Raw genomic sequence first — 17,822 nt, 5'->3', positions numbered from 1 at the left:
TCGACCGTGAGCTGGCGGTCTCCTCTGCGCTGGTCCTGTCTTCGCACCTCAAGGGCACATGACGCGGGCCCGCCGCGTCACCCGAAGCGGGCCGCGAATGCCGCGTACGCGGGTCCGTCGACCCGGTCGAGCACCGCGAAGGTGATCTGGTCGAACCAGCCCGGTGCGTCGGCCAGCGCGAGGTCGAACGCCTCCGCCACGGTCACCGGGTCGTTGCGGAACACCCCGCAGCCCCAGGCACCGAGCACCAGCCGCCGGTGGCCGTACGCAGCGGCGACGGCGAGCACTCGCCGCGCCCGGGTCCGCAGCGCCGGCGCCACCCGGTCGGCGTCGTCGCCCTGGTTGCGCAGCACCGCCCCCCGGTTGGGCGCGGCCGCGGTCAGGAACGACACACTGTGGGTGGCGTCGAGCAACCGTCCCTTGTCGTCGCGGAACACCGGCACCCGGGGCGAGTGGACCACGCGGTCGCTGTAGAGCAGGTCCCGCTGCGTCCGGTGGAAGTCATAGAACGCGGGGACCGCCGTCAGACAGGGGAAGAGCGCGGAGGCCCGGGCGATGCTCTCCTCCTGCGCCTGCGCGCCGGTGCGGAAGCCGCCACCGGGGTTCTTTGCCGAGGCGAAGACCAGTGCGGCGACGTCGCCGTCGGCGGCAAGGCGGCGGGCAGCCAGCAGGGTGCTCTCCCGGGTCACCTCGACCCTCGGGGCGGGGCCGCCGGCGGCTGGGGTGGGCAGCGGATCGTCGGGCAGGTGCAGGCGGGTGCCGGCGACTGCGGCGTGGACCCGGTCGGCGAGGTGAACCGTCGCGCCGTGGGCGGTGACGTACCGGCCGGCGTCGAGGATGTCCAGGGTGTCGCGGGCGATCGCCCGCAGCCGCGTACTCATGGTCGGATGATTGTGCGGCAGCGTCCGGTACGTGGACGAGCGGATTACCGGGCCGGCAGGTGCTGCACGAGCTGGATCGGGTTGCCGTCCGGGTCGGCGGTCCAGGCGATGAGCAGCCGGTCCAGCCAGACGTGCGGGGCCGCGACCGTCGGCGCGCCGGTGGCGGTCATCTTCTCGTACGCGGCGGCGGTGTCGTCGGTCCAGAGGATTACCGCAGCGCGCTGTCCGGACGGCACCGGGTCCAGGCCGTGGTCGTCCCGGGTCGACGCCACCGACGCGATCCCGATCCGGTATCCGTCCAGCACCAGGTCGACGTGGATCGGCTCGCCCTCGGTGGGCACCCGGAAGGTCTCGGTGAAGCCGAGCCCGGCGTAGAAGGCGGCGGCCCGGGTCACGTCCTCGCTGAACAGGATCACCTGTGGGGTGCGGAACATCGACACTCGCGGACCATAGCCGGTCAGTCGGGCAGGCGCGGCATCTCCGGGCCCGGGTCGCGCCCGAGCAGCACCGCCCGGGTCAGCGCCGCCGAGCCGAACCGGTCCCGGACCTGGTCCACCGCCGCGTCCAGCTCCGCGCCCGGATCGCGGGTGAACGGCAGGGTCAGCTGCACGTGCCCGTCGTCCAGGTTGCTCACCGACACCCCGATCAGGGTGACGCCCCGGGCGTCGATATCCGGCAGCGCCGCCCGCAGCAGGGTCCGCGCCGCGTCGCGCAGCGGGCCGGTCTGCGCCGTCGCCTTGTCCACGGTGTGCGAGCGGGTCGCCCGGGTGTAGTCGCCGAAGCGCAGCCGCAGGGTCACCGTGCGGCCGGTGCGCCGGGCGGCGCGCATCCGCCCGGTCACTCGGTCGACCAGCCCGGCCAGCACGGCGTCGAGTTCGGCGGGGGAGTGCGGCGCGTTGCCGAGGGCGTGCTGGGCGCCCATCGAGGAGCGCCGTCGCCCGACCTGCACCGCGCGGGGGTCCCGGTTGTGGGCGAGGGCGTGCAGGTGGCGGCCCGCGCCCGCGCCCAGCACCGACACCAGGGTGGGCTCGTCCAGCCGGGCCACCTGGCCGACGGTACGGATGCCCCGCTCGCGTAGTTTCGTGGCGGTCACCGGGCCGACGCCCCACAGCCGTTCGACCGGCAGCGGGTGCAGGAATGCCAGCTCCCGCTCCGGCGCGACGACCAGCAGCCCGTCCGGCTTGGCCACCCCGCTGGCCACCTTGGCCAGGAACTTCGTCCGCGCCACGCCTACGGTGATCGGCAGGCCGACCCGGTCGCGTACCTCCCGGCGCAGCGCCGCCGCGATGTCGGCGGGCGGGCCGACGAGGCGGCGTAGCCCACCCACGTCGAGGAACGCCTCGTCGATGGAGAGCCCCTCGACCAGCGGGGTGGTCCGCCGGAAGATGTCGAACACGGCCCGGCTCGCCGCCGTGTACGCGGCCATCCTCGGCGGCACCACCACCGCGTCCGGGCAGAGCCGGCGGGCCTGCCGCCCACCCATGGCGCTGTGCACCCCGCGCGCCTTCGCCTCGTAGCTGGCGGCGAGGACCACGCCGCCGCCGACGATCACCGGCCGGCCGCGCAGCCGGGGATCGTCGCGCTGCTCGACCGAGGCGTAGAACGCGTCCAGGTCGGCGTGCAGGATGGTCGCGTCGCTCCACACCGGCACATCTTCGCACATCTGTTCTACACATGGGCCGTGACCTGGCCGGATGGTGATGCTTCCGGCGCGTCAGGGCACCGTGACCGCGAGCTTGCCCAGGGCGCCGCCGAAGTCGGCGAGCGCCTGGGGCACCTCGGCCAGGTCGTACCGGCGGGAGCTCGGCACCCGCACGCGACCGGCGACGACATCGCCGGCGAGCCGGTCGAGGGTCTCCGCGGTCGGGTTGCCCATGATCGAGGTGGCGGCCGGGTGCTGGTCCGGACCGAAGCCGATGGTGGAGGCCAGCCGCCCGTCCGGGGCGAGCAGCCCGGCGAGCTGCGCGCCGTCGCCGGCCAGGTGCACCACCGCGGACACGCCGCCCGGGGCCACCGCCCGGACCTGGGCGGCCAGGTCGCCGGTGTAGTCCACCACCTCGGCGGCCCCCAGCTCCTGGACGAAGTCTTTGGCGGCGCCGGGGCGGGCGGTGGCGATGACCCGGGCCCCGGCCGTCCGGGCGTACTGGACGGCGAGCGCGCCGACGCCGCCGGTGGCGCCGGCGATCAGTACGGTGTCCCCCGGCCCGGGCGCGACGGCCTCCAACGCGTCGAGGGCGGTGGTGCCGGCCAGCCCGAGCGCGCCCGCGGTCGACAGGTCGAGCCCCTGGGGGAGGCGGCTGATCCCGTACTGGTCGCCGGCCGTCAGGTACTCGGCCCACGCCCCGTCGCCCAGATACGACCGCATGACCACCCCGAACACCGGGTCGCCGACGCGGAACGGGCTCGTCGCACCGCCGATCGCCTCGACCTCGCCGGCGAAGTCCTTGCCGAGCACGACCGGGAACCGGTACTCCATCGCGCCGCGCATCATCCCGGCCGCCGCCTTCTTGTCGAAGCCGTTGATCGAGGACGCCCGCACCCGGACGAGCACCTCGCCGGGCCCGGGACTGGGCCGGGCCAGGTCGTCGCGCAGCGTGGGGGCGGCTCCCTCGGCGTCCAGCGTGATCGCCCGCATCGGCGCTTCCCTTCTCGTCGCCGCCGTCGGTGGCCGTCAGACGCCGCGGGCGCGGGGCCGGCGCAGCGAGCTGGGCGCGTTGACGCCCGCCTCGTCGCTGACGCTCACCCCGAGCCGCTCCACCAGCTCACCGCCGAGCCAGCCGGTCACCCCGACCAGGACGATGCCGGCGAAGCTGCAGATCAGCGCCAGTGCGTTCGGGTCCCAGTTGTCGGCGGCCCGGCGCAGCAGCCAGCTCACCGCGAAGAGCAGCAGGACCACCACGTTGCCGAGACCGTGCGCCGCACCGACCCGCTTGGCGCGGGTGCGGGCGGGGATGGCCCGCCAGTCGATCAGGCCGAACAGCGCGGCGATCAGGCCGCCGATGATGCCGGCCCCGATCGTGTACGCGGCGGAGATCTGGAAGCCCGTCCGGTCGGTGACCAGGTACAGGATGTCGAAGACCACCGAGGTGGCGAGCAGTCCCAACGGGAACACGATCAGGATGGGATGGATCCCGTGGCCCATCGCCTTCGCGCGACTTTCCATGCCGGTCCTCCTGTCCTCAGCCCCAGGCCCGGGGCGGATTCCCCGCCGCGGCCCGACTACACCTGGCCCGCTCAGGGCCGGCGGGTGAGCGCCTGCCGCGGGGCGCGGCGGATCACCGCCAGCCGGTCGCCGCGCGTGGTCACCGAGGCCCGCCCGCCGCGCCGTCGCCGTACCGTCAGGTCGACGGTGGCGCTGCCCACCCGGACGCCCTCCAGCCGCAGGTCCGGCAGCCACTCGGGCAGGTGCGGGTCGACGAAGATCGTGCGCAGCGGCGCGGCGGGCCGTAGCCCCAGCAGCGCCTGGACCAGCGCGATGATGGAGCTGGCCGACCAGGCCTGTGGGGAGCAGGAGTCCGGGTAGATTCCCGGGTGCGGGTGGGCCGGGTCGCGGGGCAGGCCGCTGAGCACCTCCGGCAGCCGGTGATCCTCGAACAGCGCCGCCGCGGCGAACATCCCCTCGGCAAGCCGGTGCAGGTGCGGCCAGCAGCCGTACCGGGCGAGCCCCAGGCCGATGGTGCCCGCCTCCACCGGCCACACGCTGCCCCGGTGGTAGCTGAACGGGTTGTACGCCGGATGGTCGGCCGACAACGTCCGCACCCCCCACCCGCTGAACATGTCCGGCGCGAGCAGCCGGTCGGCCACCCGCACGGCGGCCTCGGCGGGCACGATGCCGGTGGTCAACAGGTGCCCGTCGTTGGAGTTGGTCGAGCGCACCGGCCGCTTGTCCGGCCCGAGCGCCATCGCGTAGCAGCCCCGCTCCGGCAGCCAGTACGCGCGGTGGAACCGTCGCCGCAGCGCCCGAGCCCGGGCGAGCAGGGCCGCGCCCCGGGCCGGGTGGCCGGTCAGCGCGAACACCGCGGCGGCGTGCCGCAGGGCGGCGTACCAGTAGGCCTGCAGCTCGCTGGTGGCGATCGGGTTGGGCACCACCTGCCCCCACTCGTCGACGATCGCGGTGTCGGAGTCCTTCCAGCCCTGGTTCTTCAGCCCCGCCCGGGACCGGCAGTGGTACTCCAGGAAGCCGTCGCCGTCGGGGTCGCCGTACCGCTCGATCCAGCCCAGCGCCCGCCGGGCCGTCGGCAGCAGCTCCCGCACGGTATCCAGGTCACCGGTCCAGGCCAGGTACTGCCCGAGGAAGACCAGGAAGTCCGGCGCGGTCGACCAGTCGCCGTAGTAGCTGGAGAACGGGTTCAGCCCGAGTGCGGAGACGGGCCCCTGCCGCGCCTCGTGCAGCGGCTTGCCCGGCTCCTCGTCCCGCCAGTCGTCCAGCCGCTGACCGAGGTGGCGGGCGTTGAGCCGCAGGCTGTCGGCCAGCATGGTGGGACCGGCCAGCAGCGCCTGCCAGGAGGCGGTCATCGTGTCCCGGCCGAAGATCTCCTGGTAGATGGGGAGCCCCGCGATCGGCGCCGCCGGGCCGGCCGGCTCGCCGAGCGGGAGCACCCCCAGGTCGTGCGTGGCGCACCGCCACGCCGCCGTCACGTCGAAGTTGCTGCTGCTCAGCCCGGCCAGCTCACCGACCAGCCGGCCCCGGGCCCGGGCGGCGGGGTCGTCCGGCTCGGCGAACGTCGCCGGGGCAGCGGGCAGCCGCGACCCGTCGAAGACCGGCTCGACCAGCAGGTCGACCGAAGCGCTGCCGCGCGGCGGCACCGCCAGGTCGACGGTGATCGTCCCGTCGTCGTACGCCACCGGGGTGTCGGCGCGGATCCGGACCGCGACCGCCCGGTCGAGGTCGTCGCGCAGGTAGGTCAGGCGCAGTTCCCCGGCCGCCGGATCCCACCCGGCGGCGACGTCGCCGACCTGCAACCGGCGGCCCGTCTCCGCCTCGCTGGTGTCGGCGAAGTCCGCCTCGACCCGAATTCCGACCGCGAACCGCAGCGGCTGCTGGGAGTAGCTGACCACGGTGAGCCGGGTGCGCAGCCCGGGACCGACGAACCGCTCGGTCAGCAGGTACGCCGCGCGCGACGGCAGCTCCTCTCCGTCGCCCAGCTCCGAGTAGGAGAGCTGGGCGTGTCCCCGTACGTTCCCGGTGGCGAACGGCACCGGCTCCCGGCCGTCGACGGTGATCCGCTCCCGGCTGAGCACCCGCGTGTTGCGGGCGAAGAAGCCCTGCGGGTCGACGCCGCCGATCCGGCCCCGCACGTCGGTGACCAGCGTGCTCCACCCGCTCGCGACGTAGAGCAGGTCGGGCCGGACGCGCAGGTTGCGGACCCTGGTCATCGGCCCGCCACTACCCCGTTGCGCCCGGGATACACCCGCTCAGGGCGCGGTGCGGGCCCGGTCGCGGACGAGCAGCTCCAGAGCCAGGGCGATCGCCACCGCCTCCACGGCCAGCAGAGTGAGCAGGATGAGCAGCTGGGTCGCCCCGGCCTGCAGCGGTCCCGCCCCGCCCAACAGCACACCGACGAACGCGCCCGGCAGGGTGACCAGCCCGACCGTCCGGGTCTGGTCCAGCGCCGGGATGAGCGCCTGGCCGGCGGCCGGCCGGCAGATCTCCAGCGCCGCGTCGCGGGGGAGCAGCCCCAGGGCCAGCCCGGCCTCGTACTCGCCGTGCCGGGTGCGCAGCTCGTCCAGGGTCCGCCGGCCGGCCAGGCTCGTCGCGGTCATCGCCCCGCCGATCAGGATGCCCGCCGTCGGCAGCACCACCAGGGGCGTCGCGGGCAGGGCCCGGCTGGCCAGTAGTACGCCGAGGCTCGGCGCGACCCCGGCCGCGATGGCGAGGGGGGCGATCCGGCGCGGGCAGGACGGCCCGATCCGCCGGTGCGCGGTGACGCTGGCGACCACGTACATGAGCAGGACGAACGCGGCGGTGCTCCACCAGGCGCGCAGCACCGCGACGATGACCAGGGAGACCGCGCCGAGCTGGACGGTGGCCCGGGCGGCCGCGGTCAGGACGGCCCGGCCGCGGCTGACCCCGCTCAGCCGCAGCACCACGGCGGCCGCGACGGTCAGCCCGAGCAGGGCGGCGACCAGCGTCGGGCCGATGGGTACGGTGCCGGCGCTCACCTGATGATCGTATTGGCGTCGGCCGGCCGGCGGGTGGCTACCCGCCGGCCGACGTTTCGCTCGATTACGGCAGCGCGAGCACCGCCTGATGACCCAGGTGGTCCGACGCCCACCGGCCGTCGGGGGTCTGCCGCTCCGTGCCGAACACCTCGCTGGCCACCGGCACCACCGGGCCGCGGACCAGCACCATGTCGATCCGGTGCTCGACGTCGTCGGCCGGTTCGGTCAGGTCGTCGCCCAGCCCGGCCGTGTAGCCGGGGTCGCCGGGGTGCAGGATCGGCCAGGTGTCGACCATCCCCCCGGCGACCAGGGCGAGATAGGCGAGCCGGTTGTTCGGGTCGGGCAGTTCCGGCCCGCTGTTGAGATCACCGACGAGGATCACCCGCCCGGCCGCGTTCAGCGGGCCGCGCAGCAGTTCCTGCGCCTGCAGCACGCGTATGCCGGGGTGGAACGCCTCCAGATGGGTGTTGACGAACCGGAACGTCCGGCTGCCCAGCACGGCGTCCACCGCCGTCCAGCCGCGGGTGCTCGTGGCGGTGCCGCCGGTGGCGGCAAGCGGGAAGACCAGGTTGTTGACGAAGTTGCCCGACGAGGTGTCGGTCACCTTCACCCGGCCGCCGTGCCGCACCAGGATCACGTCCCGCATGGTGAGCCGGACGTCCCGCAGGTACGGCGCCCCGGCCGGAGCTTCCAGGTCAGCCTCGTCGCGCACCACGGCGACGTCGTACGGGTGGCCGGACTCGGCCAGCTCCGCCATCAGCAGCGCCAGGTAGTCGTACCGGACCTCGGTGGCCGGGGCCGGGTCGCCGATCGGCCCCGTGCGCCACAGCGCCACCTCCTGCAGGCCGACCAGGTCGGGCTTGCGCTCGCGGATCTCCTCGGCGATCAGTGCCGCCCGGGCCGGGAAGTCGACCAGGTCCACATGGCTCAGCAGGGCCGCGTTGGCGGCCAGGAACGCCGGCAGGGTCGGCGCGGCGATCGACGGGGTGAGGTCCCCGCCCAGGTAGAGGTTGCGGGTCAGCACCGCGACGTTGGGCCCGGCTTCCGCATGGGCCGGCGGGGCGACGAGCCCCAGGCTGGCCACCACGAGGGCGGCCGCGGTGGCCAGCCTGCCCAGGCGTCGAAGGTGCGAACGGCTGCCTCTGTCCATGTCTGGTCCTCTCCGGCCGGATCCGCGGATCCTGCGACGCTAACGCCGGTGGGACCAGTGTGGACACCGCCGTTCGGGCACCCTCCTCCCGGCGGTCAGGCCTGGGGCTGGGAGATGTTCACCAGCCAGGCGATGCCGAACCGGTCCACGCACATGCCGAACTCGTCGCCCCACATCTGCTTCTCCAGCGGCATCGTGACGGTGCCGCTCTCGGAGAGCTGCTGCCAGTAGCCGCGCAGCGCGTCGGCGTCGTCGCCGCTGAGGCTGATCGAGATGTTGTTGCCGGGGCTGAATTCCATCTCCGGCGGGGTGTCGGAGGCCATCAGCGTGAACCCGCTGCCGGTCTCCAACTGCGAGTGCATGACCTTGTCGGCCACCGCCGGATCCGGGTTGCCGAACTCGCCGAAGGTGCTCAGCGTCAGGTCGCCGCCGAACACCTTCTGGTAGAACTCCATCGCCTGCCGAGCGTTGTCGCGGAAGCTGATGTACGGGTTGAGCCGAGACGCCATTGTGCGACCCTCCTTCGTCCTTGACGAGGGTCATCGTCGCAGCCCGGTACGACAGGGGCAACGATGCGTGACGGGCGAGTCGCACCCGGCCGGACGGGACGGTGGGGGTGGCGCCGTTGCCACCCCCACCGCTCTCCCCGCCGGTGCGTCGGTCAGTCCTTCTGGAACGACTGACGCACCACACCCCCCACCAGGGCACACCAGGTGGTGGTGCTGACCTTGCCGTTCGGCTCCAGACCGTGCAGTTCCTGCAGGTCCTTGAGGGCCTTCTTGGTCACGTAGTCGGACTCGCCGGTGATCGCGACGTTGGCGTAGCCCTTGGAGTTGAGCATGAACTGCACCGCCTGGACCGGGATGCCGACCGCGTCCTTGTCCAGCTCGGGCGCCAGTGTCTCCCAGGTCGGCGCGGTCAGGGTGGCGTCGACGTCGACCGGGATGCTGTTGCGGGCCTGCCAGTCCTGGGCGGCGGCGACGGTGGCGACGTCGAACACCCCGGTCACCGGCACGGTGTAGCCGCGGAAGGTGAGCAGGTACTGCGCGACCTTCACCACCGGCCCACCGACGAAGCGCCAGATGTCCGGCCAGCGGCGGGCCGGCACGTCGGCCAGGTCGGTGCCGAGCTTGGCGAAGACCCGGCGGCGCAGGGCTGGGAACTCCCGGTAGAACATGGCGCCGGGGCACTGGGTGGCCCGGAAGTCCCAGTGGCCGAAGATGTCGTGGGCGTGCAGGCCGTACTGCTGGCAGATGGTGGTGCAGAGCTTCACCAGCGAGTCGAGCAGTTCCTGCGGCGGCGTCTCGGTGACATAGGTGCCCTCGTTCTCGATGCCGATGGCCCGACCGTTCTCGCCAGGGCAGTGTGCCGAGATCATCTGGCGGTCGCCGGCCTGGAGCCGCTCCAGGCTGCCGTGCCGACCCTCGGTGACGTGGCCGCCCCGACTGACCGTGAAGTGCTGCCCGGTGTCCGACCAGCGGTTGACGTCCATGTGCAGGTTCTGACAGTCCCGGGCGAGCTGCTTGGCGTGCTCCTCCGAGTAGTCCGTGCTGTTCGGGAATGCCATGTGGTGCACGATGATCTTGTTGGTGGGGATTGCGCTGACCGACAGTGGGTCCGCCGGCGGGCGGGCGCCCCACTCGTCGCAGCTGATGATCCAGTCGAGGTCCGCGCCCGGCGCGGCCTGCGCGGCGGCGGGGAACGCGAGCTCGCTCCCGACGACCGCGACCGCGGCGGCGCCGAGTCCGGCCCGCAGCAGGGTACGGCGGTCCAGCTCGGGGTGGTCGAAGTGCATGGCATCTCCTCTGTGGTCCCCGACAGGGGGCTTGTAAAGGAACTCCAACTGCTGCGCGCGAAGTGGAGAATATTGCCGACGTCGGTCGGCGCGCCAGAGGACAAATGCGACGACTGTCGATCGTCGGCGGACGTCGAACACCACGACCACGGCGCCGCGATCCGGCCACACCTACCGGAGAAGTAGGCGATGTCACTCCGGCCCGGCCGGACGGCCGAGCCCTCGTCGCGGGCAGCTGTGGCACGCTTGACCGGTGCAGTCGCCCAGTCTGACCGGGGTCGTGGTGCTCGTCGCCGTGCTCGCGGCCGCCACCGCGTTCGGCTGGTGGCGACGGCGCCGGGACGGCCGACTGCGCTCTGTCGCCCCGGACCGGGTTGCCCCGCACCGGGCGGCGCTGGCCGCCCTCGGCGTACGCCCCGGCGCGGTCACTCTGGTCCAGTTCTCCGCCCCGGTCTGCGCCCCCTGCCGGGCGACCCGCCGCGTGCTCGAGGACGTCGCCCGGCGGGTCGACGGGGTGAGCCTGCTGGAGGTCGGCGTGGCGGAGCACCTCGACCGGGCGCGGGAGTTGGACGTCTGGCGTACCCCGACGGTGCTGCTGGTCGACCGGGACGGGCGGATCGTCCAGCGGGCGTCCGGCGTACCGGCCCGCGACGACCTGCTCGCGGCGCTCGCGCCGCTGCTCACCGGGGCGCGGGCGTGACCGGCGTCCACCTCACCCGGCGGCGGGTCGTGGACCATGGACGGCTCGCGGCGAGCCTCTGTGCGTCGGTCGCCACCGTCTGACCGACCGCCTCCCGCTCGCCGAAACGGAACCCGCATGCTGCTCGACCCCCGTGGGCCGCGGTTCGCCGCCGTCCTCACCACCGTCGTCCTGGGCGTTGCTCTGCTCACCGGCTCCGGGCTGCTCGTGCTGGCCCAGGCGCTCGTCTTCGCCCTCACCGCCGCCAACCCCCGTGTCGGCCCGTACGGCCTGCTCTACCGCGTGCTGGTCGCGCCCCGGCTGGCCCCGCCGGCCGAGCTGGAGCCGGTGGCCCCGGTCCGCTTCGCCCAGCTCGTCGGCCTGGTCTTCGCCGCGGCCGGCGCGGTGGGTTACCTGGCCGATGTCCCCGCGCTCGGGCCGGTCGCCACCGGCGCCGCGCTCGCCGCCGCGTTCCTCAACGCCGCCTTCGACCTCTGTCTCGGCTGTGAGGGCTACCTGGCCATCCGCCGGCTGACCGGCCGGCCGCTCACCGCCCGGGTGCCCGCCGGGACGCGCTGACCGGCTACCGACCCGGCACCGCGCGAACCGGGTGTGGGGCGTGACCCAGCCGGCGGCTGACGACGGGGATGACGATGGCCGCGGCGATGATGTGGGCCAGGGCGAGCATCAGCTTGGTGGCGGTCGCGGTGGCGCCGGCGAGGCAGGGCCCGGCCATGGACACCGCGGTCAGTGCCACGGTGGTCCACCGGTAGGCGCGCGCCGGTCGGCGGGCGTACCGGGCGAGAAGTACCGCGAGGATGGTGCCCCAGAACACGGCGGTCGCCGTGCCCATGGCGAACATGCCGATGGTGATCGGGCCGGGGACGGAGGCGCCGACGTTGCCGGCCGCCATCGGCACCCCTGCCGCGCGGGCGGCCAGGCCGTAGAGTTCGGTCGCGATGGCGGCGGCCAACCCGGCCAGCACGCTGATCAGCCATACCGGTCGGGCGGCGCGGATGCCGGTGGACGGGGCGGTGCTGGTGCTCATGGTCGTTCTCCCTCGGGCTGGCTGTCTTGTGCCGTTGCCAGACGGACGGAGCGGTGCGGCCGGGCTCGACATCGCCGGCGCGGAATTTTCCTCGTCAGGATGTCGAGGGTGGCGCGGCGGCTCCGTCTGCTGGGTGACGACAGCGCGCCGGCACGGTGCACGGACCGGAGGGACGAGATGAAGTACATGCTGCTGATCTACGGCAACCAGGAGAAGTGGAGCTCCATCCCGGCTGAGGCCTGGCCCGCGGAGATCGCCAAGCAGGACGCGTTCAACAAGAAGTACCGGGGGACCGGCGAACTGCTGGGCGCGTACGGCCTGGCCGACGCCGCGGCGGCCCGGCTGGTGCGGCGCACGGACGGCGCGCCGGCAGTCACCGACGGGCCGTACCTGGAGACGAAGGAGTACCTCGCCAGCTTCTACCTTCTGGACTGCGAGAACGAGCAGCGGGCGTACGAGATCGCCGCGGACATGCCGTGGGCGGACCTCGAGCCGGTCGAGGTATGGCCGGTCCTGCACGAGGCGGCCGCCGACCTGTGATTGCCGATCGGGGCGTCGAGGACCTGCTGCGCGAGCTGGCGCCGCAGGTCCTTGGCGCGTTGGTTCGCCGGTACGGGCAGTTCGACACGTGCGAGGACGCGACGCAGGAGGCGCTTCTTCGGGCCGCGACGCGATGGCCCGCCGAGGGGGTGCCGGACAACCCCCGTGGCTGGCTGGTCACCGTCGCGTCCCACCGGTTGCTCGACGAGGTCCGCAGCGATCAGGCGCGGCGGCGCCGCGAGGACGCGATCATCGCCGCCACCCCGCAATCAGAACTCCTCGGCCGGCCCGCGGACGCCGAGCCGGGTGCCGACCGCGATGATTCCCTCACCCTGCTGTTCCTGTGCTGCCACCCGGCGCTGTCGCCGCCCAGCCAGATCGCGCTGACCCTGCGCGCGGTCGGCGGCCTCACCACCGCGCAGATCGCTGCCGCGTTCCTGGTGCCGGAAGCGACCATGGCGCAACGCATCAGCAGAGCAAAACAAGGCATCAGAGCCAGCGGCGCGACCTTCGCGATGCCCGAAGGACCGGAACGCGCCGAGCGGCTGCGCGTCGTGCTGCACGTTCTGTACCTGCTCTTCAACGAGGGCTACACCGCCACCACCGGCCCGGACCTCACGGTGCCCCAGTTGTCCGACGAGGCGATCCGACTCACCACCTGGCTGCGACGGCTGCTCCCCGACGACGCCGAGGTGGCCGGACTGCTCGCCCTGATGCTGCTCACCGAGGCGCGCCGACCCGCCCGTACCACGCCGGACGGGGCATTGGTGCCGCTCGCCGAGCAGGACCGCAGCGCCTGGGATCGGAAGCTCATCGGCGAGGGCGTGGCACTCGTCACCGAGGCGCTCGCCCGCGGCCCGGTCGGCCCGTACCAGGTGCAGGCCGCCATCGCCGCGGTCCATGACGAGGCCGAGCACCTGGATGCGACCGACTGGCCGCAGATCCTCGCCCTGTACGAACTGTTGGACCAGCTCGCGCCGGGTCCGATGGTCACGCTCAACCGCGCGGTCGCCGTGGCCATGGTGCACGGCCCGTCAGCCGGGCTGGATGTGGTGGCGGCGCTGGAATCCGACAACCGGGTGGCACGCCACCACCGCCTCCTCGCGACCCGCGCCCACCTGCGCGAACTGGCCGGCGACCACGCCGCCGCCGCAGCCGACTACCGCGCGGCCGCCCGACGCGCCACCAGCCTGCCCGAGCGCCGCCACCTCACCACTCGCGCCGCGCGACTCGGAGCGTGAGGGGCATCCCCCAAGCCTGGTTGGAAACGTTTTCGTAACGAGCCCTTGACCTGATCGTCGAGTCGGGCGCAGACTCCCGGAAACGTTTACAGCAGACAGCTGGAGGTGGCGGGCGTGGGTCGTAAACGTTTACACGAGTCGGCCGACGGCCGGCCCACCGTTCACACCGTCGCTGCCCGCGCCGGTGTCTCCATCGCGTCCGCCTCCCGGGTGCTCAACGGCGTCGGGGGCAGCCCCGAGACCATCCGCAAGGTCCGCGAGGCGGCGGCCGAGGTCGGCTACGTGCCCAACGCCATCGCCCGCTCGCTCCAGTCGCAGCGCACCGGCCTGATCGCCCTCGCCGTCGAAGACATCGGCAACCCGGTCTACGTCGAGATGATGCGGGCCATCGAGTCGGTGGTCGCCGCGTCCGGCCGGCAGCTGCTGGTGCACGCCACCGGCGGGCAGATCGCCAACGAGACCGCGCTGCTGCGCCGGCTCGCCCACCGCTACGTCGACGGCATGATCGTCTCTCCGATCCGGGTCACCGACGACCACCTCGCCGCGCTGGTCGACAGCCCGGTCCCGGTGGTCGTGGTCGGGCAGCTCGGGGCCGACGCGCCGGTGGACAACGTCCGCACCGACTCCCGTACCGGCGTGGGGCTGGCCGTCGACCACCTGGTCGCGGCCGGCCGGCGGCGGATCGGCTTCGTCAACGGCCCGCTCGACACCGTCCCCGGCGCCGCCCGGGACGCCGGCTTCCGGAGCGCCCTCGCCGTGCACGGCATCGACCTCGACGAGCGCCTGGTCGAGGTCGGCGACTTCCAGTACGCGGCCGGCCGCGCCGCCACCGAGCGCCTGCTCGCCCGGGCCCGCCCTGACGCGCTGGTCTGCGCCAACGACCTGATCGCCGTCGGTGCGCTGCACGCCCTCCTCGCCGCCGGCCACCGCGTCCCCGAGGACGTCGCGGTGGTCGGCATGGACGACACCGAGCTGGCCCGGATGATGTTCCCCCAGCTCTCCAGCGTCTCCCTCGGCTCGGCCGAGCGCGGTCGCCGGGCCGCCGAGCTGCTGCTGCAGCGCATCGCCGACCCGGGCCTGCCGGCGCGCCGCGAGCAGGTCGCGCCCAGCCTCGCCGTCCGCGCCTCCAGTGCCGTCGCGCCCGACGCCGCGCCGCTGTTCGTACCCGCGCCGGCGCAGCCGGCGTCCCCGCCGCGTACCCCGGAGGTGACGGCATGACCACGGTGGCCGAACGGCCCGACGTCACCCGCGCCGACGGGCCCCGCCCGGCCCGGTCCCGCTCCGACCGGCTCGGCATCTACCTGCTGCTGCTCCCGTCGCTGCTGCCCATCGTGGTGCTCTCGGTCTTCCCGCTGCTGCGCGGCATCTACCTCGGCTTCACCGACGCCCGCGCCGGCCGGCACGTCGAGATCACCTTCACCGGGCTGGCCAACTACCGGGAACTGCTCGGCGACGAGCTGTTCTGGAACTCGTTCAAGATCGGCCTGCTCTGGGCGGTCGGGGTGACCGTGCTGCAGTTCCTGCTCGCGCTCGGCCTGGCCCTGCTACTCAACCAGCAGTTGCGCTTCCGCGGGATCGCGCGGGTGCTGGCCGTGGTGCCCTGGGCGATGCCCCCGGTGGTGGTCGGCATCCTGTGGAAACTCGTCTACCACCCCGACGCCGGCCTGCTGAACGAGTTCTTCCACCAGATCGGCGCGGACGGCCTGCGCACCAACTGGCTCGGCGACTTCAGCACCGCGCTGCCCGCGGTGATCCTGGTCGGCGTCTGGGCCGGCATGCCGCAGACCACCGTCGTGCTCTTGGCCGGGTTGCAGGGGGTGCCGCGCGACCTGCACGAGGCGGCCGCGGTCGACGGCGCAACCACCTGGCACCGGTTCCGCAACGTGACCCTGCCCGCCATCGCGCCGGTCGTCGTGGCGATCACCTCGCTGGACTTCATCTGGAACTTCAACTCGTTCGGCCTGGTCTACGTGCTCACCGCCGGCGGCCCGGGCGGCAAGACCATGCTGCCGATGCTCTTCGCCTACGAGGAGGCGTTCCGCTACGGCAACTACGGCTACGCCGCCGCGCTCGGCAACGTGATGGTCGTGATCATCGTGGCGCTGCTCGCCGTCTACCTGCGTCGCCGGCTGAGGGAGGCGAACTAGACATGTTCGGAAAGCCGAGCCGCACCGGACGCACGCTGCAGTACGTCGCCCTGACCGGCTACCTGATCTTCCTCGGGTTCCCGCTGGTCTGGCTGCTCTCCACCGCGTTCAAGCCGCCCCGCGAACTGGTGCGGCTGCACCCGACGCTGATCCCCGACAGCCCGACCCTGCAGAACTTCGTGCAGGCCTTCACCGAGCAGGAACTGGGCCGGGCCGCGCTGAACAGCCTCCAGGTCTCGCTCGCCTCGGCGGTGCTCACCGTGCTGGTCGCGCTGCCCGCCTCGTACGCCCTCGCGCGGTTCAAGACCAAGCTCGGCACCGCCGCGCTGGGCTGGGTGCTGCTGTCGCAGCTGTTCCCGTTCGTGCTGCTGATCATCCCGATCTTCCTGATCCTGCGCGAGGTCGGGCTGGCCAACAGCCACGCCGGGCTGGTGCTCATCTACGTGGTCTGGGCGCTGCCCTTCGCGCTGTGGATGCTCCAGGGCTTCGTCCGCAACATCCCTCGGGAGCTGGAGGAAGCGGCCAGCGTCGACGGCGCCAGCCGCCTGCAGGTGCTGCGCCGGGTGGTCTTCCCGCTGCTCGCGCCGGGCATCGTGGCCACCGCACTGTTCTCCTTCATCTCCGCCTGGAACGAGTTCTTCTTCGCCCTCGTCCTGCTCAAGACCCCCGAACTGGCGACCCTGCCAGTGACCCTGGCGCGCTTCGTCGGCATCGAGGGCACCGCCCGGCTCGGCCCCCTCGCGGCCGGATCGCTGCTGGCCACCCTGCCCAGCCTGATCTTCTTCGCGTTCATGCAACGCCGGCTCTCGTCCGGGTCGCTCGCCGGCGCGGTCAAGGGCTGAACCACATCCCCCAACCCACCACCAAGGAGAGGAAACCCCCATGCTCCGTAGCAGATTCCGCCGTCTCGCCGCGGCCGCCGCGGTCGCGGTCGTCGGCCTCGGCGCCCTCACCGCGTGCGGTGACGGCGGCAGCAAGGACGAGGCCTCGTCCGGCCCGGTCAAGCTGCGCTTCCTCAGCCTCGCCTGGCAGAAGGAGTCGCTGCAGGCCAACAAGGATCTGGTCGCCAAGTGGAACAGCGAACACCCGGACATCCAGGTCGAGTACGTCCAGGGTGACTGGAACTCCGTCCACGACCAGCTGCTCACCTCCTTCGAGGGCGGCGACGCGCCGGACGTCGTCCACTACGAAGCCGCCGCCATCGGCGAGTTCAGCAAGCAGGGCTACCTGGCCGACGTCTCCAAGCTGCTCGGCGACGACTTCAAGGCCCAGATCGACCAGGGCGTCTGGGACACCGCCACCTTCGACGGCAAGGTCACCGGCGTACCGTTCCTGCTCGAGTCGCAGGTCGTGCTCGCCAACAAGAAGCTGCTCGACGCCGCCGGCGTCGCCGTCCCGCCCGCCGACGGCGGCTGGACCTGGGACGAGTTCCAGGCCAACGCGCAGAAGCTCACCAAGCCCGGCCAGTACGGCGTGGCCTGGGCGCTCAAGTCGCCCACCAACCGGGTGATGAACCTGGCCTTGAACTACGACGGCAAGTTCTTCTACACCGACGGCGGCAAGACCGAGGTCAAGGTCGGCGACGCCGAGAAGGAGGTGCCGAAGCGGATCCACGACATGCTCTACACCACCAAGTCCGCCTCCCCCGAGGCGCTGGGCATGAGCGGCGCGGACACCCTGCCCGGCTTCTTCGGCGGCAAGTACGCCATGGTGCCCGGCTCGGTCTCGCTGCGCCAGCAGATGGTCGAGCAGGCCCCCGCCGGCTTCGACTGGGTGACCCTCCCGCCGGTCAAGGGGCTGTCCACCAAGCAGGCCGCCAACCCGCAGACCCTGTCCATCTCCGAGGACAGCAAGCACAAGAAGCAGGCCGCGCAGTTCCTGCAGTGGTTCCTCAACCCCGCCAACATGGCCACCCTGGCCAAGGGTGACTGGCTGGTGCCCACCGGTAAGCAGGCCAACCAGGAGCTGGTCAAGGTCACCGGGGGCAAGCAGGGCTGGGACGTCGCCGCGGACAGCGCCGCCGACCTGACCGTCGCCCCGTTCCAGAAGGTCGACGCCTACCCGGAGTGGAAGACCAAGTACGCCACCCCGGCACTGCAGCAGTACTTCGCCAACAAGATCACCCTGGACCAGCTCGGCACGCAGCTGGTCGACGGGGGCAAGCAGGTTCTGAGGTAAC

The 17,822-nt window shown here is 72.9% G+C and carries 19 protein-coding genes; 8 read left to right on the top strand and 11 right to left on the bottom strand.

The window, feature by feature from the left end; all coding sequences use genetic code 11:
• Nucleotides 1-77 precede the first annotated feature (77 nt).
• The 10 genes from ACFYOS_RS07075 to ACFYOS_RS07030 form a co-directional block, all read right to left on the bottom strand.
• Nucleotides 78-881, bottom strand: coding sequence for a TIGR02452 family protein (locus tag ACFYOS_RS07075; protein WP_387136503.1), 804 nt, complete (start codon nucleotides 879-881; stop codon nucleotides 78-80).
• Between the two features lie 44 nt (nucleotides 882-925).
• On the bottom strand, nucleotides 926-1,315 hold the full coding sequence (locus tag ACFYOS_RS07070) for a VOC family protein (protein ID WP_387136771.1): 390 nt from the start codon (nucleotides 1,313-1,315) through the stop codon (nucleotides 926-928).
• Between the two features lie 23 nt (nucleotides 1,316-1,338).
• The gene (dinB, locus tag ACFYOS_RS07065) at nucleotides 1,339-2,526 is read right to left on the bottom strand and encodes a DNA polymerase IV (protein WP_387136501.1); all 1,188 of its coding nucleotides are present in this window, start codon (nucleotides 2,524-2,526) and stop codon (nucleotides 1,339-1,341) included.
• A gap of 69 nt (nucleotides 2,527-2,595) precedes the next feature.
• Entirely contained in the window at nucleotides 2,596-3,516 is a 921-nt protein-coding gene (locus ACFYOS_RS07060) for an NADP-dependent oxidoreductase (protein WP_387136500.1), read from the bottom strand.
• A gap of 36 nt (nucleotides 3,517-3,552) precedes the next feature.
• The gene (locus ACFYOS_RS07055; RefSeq protein WP_387136499.1) at nucleotides 3,553-4,044 is read right to left on the bottom strand and encodes a DUF2231 domain-containing protein; all 492 of its coding nucleotides are present in this window, start codon (nucleotides 4,042-4,044) and stop codon (nucleotides 3,553-3,555) included.
• A gap of 71 nt (nucleotides 4,045-4,115) precedes the next feature.
• Entirely contained in the window at nucleotides 4,116-6,257 is a 2,142-nt protein-coding gene (locus ACFYOS_RS07050; protein ID WP_387136498.1) for a glycogen debranching N-terminal domain-containing protein, read from the bottom strand.
• 39 nt (nucleotides 6,258-6,296) lie between these two features.
• Nucleotides 6,297-7,043: an ABC transporter permease gene (locus ACFYOS_RS07045; protein ID WP_387136497.1), complete on the bottom strand. Its 747-nt coding sequence runs from the start codon at nucleotides 7,041-7,043 to the stop codon at nucleotides 6,297-6,299.
• Between the two features lie 64 nt (nucleotides 7,044-7,107).
• Nucleotides 7,108-8,193 carry an endonuclease/exonuclease/phosphatase family protein gene (locus ACFYOS_RS07040; protein WP_387136496.1) on the bottom strand — a complete coding sequence of 362 codons (1,086 nt, stop codon included), beginning with the start codon at nucleotides 8,191-8,193 and terminating at the stop codon, nucleotides 7,108-7,110.
• A gap of 95 nt (nucleotides 8,194-8,288) precedes the next feature.
• Nucleotides 8,289-8,702, bottom strand: coding sequence for a VOC family protein (locus tag ACFYOS_RS07035; RefSeq protein WP_387136495.1), 414 nt, complete (start codon nucleotides 8,700-8,702; stop codon nucleotides 8,289-8,291).
• Between the two features lie 152 nt (nucleotides 8,703-8,854).
• Nucleotides 8,855-9,988 carry an N-acetylmuramoyl-L-alanine amidase gene (locus ACFYOS_RS07030; protein ID WP_387136494.1) on the bottom strand — a complete coding sequence of 378 codons (1,134 nt, stop codon included), beginning with the start codon at nucleotides 9,986-9,988 and terminating at the stop codon, nucleotides 8,855-8,857.
• A 253-nt stretch (nucleotides 9,989-10,241) separates the two neighbouring features.
• Here ACFYOS_RS07030 and ACFYOS_RS07025 point away from each other — a divergent pair, with 253 nt between their 5' ends.
• Nucleotides 10,242-10,688 carry a TlpA family protein disulfide reductase gene (locus ACFYOS_RS07025; RefSeq protein WP_387136493.1) on the top strand — a complete coding sequence of 149 codons (447 nt, stop codon included), beginning with the start codon at nucleotides 10,242-10,244 and terminating at the stop codon, nucleotides 10,686-10,688.
• A gap of 117 nt (nucleotides 10,689-10,805) precedes the next feature.
• A complete protein-coding gene (locus ACFYOS_RS07020) occupies nucleotides 10,806-11,246 on the top strand; it encodes a DUF4395 domain-containing protein (RefSeq protein ID WP_387136492.1) in 441 nt (146 codons plus the stop codon).
• Nucleotides 11,247-11,250: 4 nt separating this feature from the next.
• Here ACFYOS_RS07020 and ACFYOS_RS07015 read toward each other — a convergent pair whose 3' ends face one another.
• Complete coding sequence (locus tag ACFYOS_RS07015; RefSeq protein WP_387136491.1) at nucleotides 11,251-11,715, bottom strand: DUF6069 family protein; 465 nt, start codon at nucleotides 11,713-11,715, stop codon at nucleotides 11,251-11,253.
• 177 nt (nucleotides 11,716-11,892) lie between these two features.
• On the opposite strand from ACFYOS_RS07015, the gene ACFYOS_RS07010 reads away from it, so the two are divergent.
• The 6 genes from ACFYOS_RS07010 to ACFYOS_RS06985 all read left to right on the top strand — a co-directional run bounded on the left by ACFYOS_RS07010 (nucleotide 11,893) and on the right by ACFYOS_RS06985 (nucleotide 17,821).
• Complete coding sequence (locus ACFYOS_RS07010) at nucleotides 11,893-12,255, top strand: YciI family protein (RefSeq protein ID WP_387136490.1); 363 nt, start codon at nucleotides 11,893-11,895, stop codon at nucleotides 12,253-12,255.
• The gene (locus ACFYOS_RS07005) at nucleotides 12,219-13,496 is read left to right on the top strand and encodes an RNA polymerase sigma factor (protein ID WP_387136489.1); all 1,278 of its coding nucleotides are present in this window, start codon (nucleotides 12,219-12,221) and stop codon (nucleotides 13,494-13,496) included. The genes ACFYOS_RS07010 and ACFYOS_RS07005 overlap by 37 nt, the downstream gene beginning before the upstream one ends.
• Before the next feature lie 114 nt (nucleotides 13,497-13,610).
• Complete coding sequence (locus ACFYOS_RS07000) at nucleotides 13,611-14,714, top strand: LacI family DNA-binding transcriptional regulator (RefSeq protein WP_387136488.1); 1,104 nt, start codon at nucleotides 13,611-13,613, stop codon at nucleotides 14,712-14,714.
• On the top strand, nucleotides 14,711-15,643 hold the full coding sequence (locus ACFYOS_RS06995) for a carbohydrate ABC transporter permease (protein WP_387136487.1): 933 nt from the start codon (nucleotides 14,711-14,713) through the stop codon (nucleotides 15,641-15,643). Before ACFYOS_RS07000 ends, ACFYOS_RS06995 begins: the two co-directional genes overlap by 4 nt.
• 2 nt (nucleotides 15,644-15,645) lie before the next feature.
• Nucleotides 15,646-16,485, top strand: a complete 840-nt coding sequence (locus tag ACFYOS_RS06990) for a carbohydrate ABC transporter permease (RefSeq protein ID WP_387136486.1) — start codon at nucleotides 15,646-15,648, stop codon at nucleotides 16,483-16,485.
• Nucleotides 16,486-16,525: 40 nt separating this feature from the next.
• On the top strand, nucleotides 16,526-17,821 hold the full coding sequence (locus ACFYOS_RS06985) for an ABC transporter substrate-binding protein (protein ID WP_387136485.1): 1,296 nt from the start codon (nucleotides 16,526-16,528) through the stop codon (nucleotides 17,819-17,821).
• Nucleotide 17,822: the final 1 nt, after the last annotated feature.

The organism is Micromonospora sp. NPDC005806, assembly GCF_042871425.1.
Lineage (GTDB): Bacteria > Actinomycetota > Actinomycetes > Mycobacteriales > Micromonosporaceae > Micromonospora.
This window is presented reverse-complemented; position numbering and strand designations above follow the sequence as displayed.

What these genes read in the sequence shown, in the direction of transcription:
- ACFYOS_RS07075 (WP_387136503.1), bottom strand. Translation starts at nt 881, where the DNA reads ATGAGTACGCGGCTGCGGGCGATCGCCCGCGACACCCTGGACATCCTC.
- ACFYOS_RS07070 (WP_387136771.1), bottom strand. Translation starts at nt 1,315, where the DNA reads ATGTTCCGCACCCCACAGGTGATCCTGTTCAGCGAGGACGTGACCCGG.
- ACFYOS_RS07060 (WP_387136500.1), bottom strand. Translation starts at nt 3,516, where the DNA reads ATGCGGGCGATCACGCTGGACGCCGAGGGAGCCGCCCCCACGCTGCGC.
- ACFYOS_RS07055 (WP_387136499.1), bottom strand. Translation starts at nt 4,044, where the DNA reads ATGGAAAGTCGCGCGAAGGCGATGGGCCACGGGATCCATCCCATCCTG.
- ACFYOS_RS07050 (WP_387136498.1), bottom strand. Translation starts at nt 6,257, where the DNA reads ATGACCAGGGTCCGCAACCTGCGCGTCCGGCCCGACCTGCTCTACGTC.
- ACFYOS_RS07040 (WP_387136496.1), bottom strand. Translation starts at nt 8,193, where the DNA reads ATGGACAGAGGCAGCCGTTCGCACCTTCGACGCCTGGGCAGGCTGGCC.
- ACFYOS_RS07035 (WP_387136495.1), bottom strand. Translation starts at nt 8,702, where the DNA reads ATGGCGTCTCGGCTCAACCCGTACATCAGCTTCCGCGACAACGCTCGG.
- ACFYOS_RS07030 (WP_387136494.1), bottom strand. Translation starts at nt 9,988, where the DNA reads ATGCACTTCGACCACCCCGAGCTGGACCGCCGTACCCTGCTGCGGGCC.
- ACFYOS_RS07020 (WP_387136492.1), top strand. Translation starts at nt 10,806, where the DNA reads ATGCTGCTCGACCCCCGTGGGCCGCGGTTCGCCGCCGTCCTCACCACC.
- ACFYOS_RS07015 (WP_387136491.1), bottom strand. Translation starts at nt 11,715, where the DNA reads ATGAGCACCAGCACCGCCCCGTCCACCGGCATCCGCGCCGCCCGACCG.
- ACFYOS_RS07010 (WP_387136490.1), top strand. Translation starts at nt 11,893, where the DNA reads ATGAAGTACATGCTGCTGATCTACGGCAACCAGGAGAAGTGGAGCTCC.
- ACFYOS_RS07005 (WP_387136489.1), top strand. Translation starts at nt 12,219, where the DNA reads ATGGCCGGTCCTGCACGAGGCGGCCGCCGACCTGTGATTGCCGATCGG.
- ACFYOS_RS06995 (WP_387136487.1), top strand. Translation starts at nt 14,711, where the DNA reads ATGACCACGGTGGCCGAACGGCCCGACGTCACCCGCGCCGACGGGCCC.
- ACFYOS_RS06990 (WP_387136486.1), top strand. Translation starts at nt 15,646, where the DNA reads ATGTTCGGAAAGCCGAGCCGCACCGGACGCACGCTGCAGTACGTCGCC.
- ACFYOS_RS06985 (WP_387136485.1), top strand. Translation starts at nt 16,526, where the DNA reads ATGCTCCGTAGCAGATTCCGCCGTCTCGCCGCGGCCGCCGCGGTCGCG.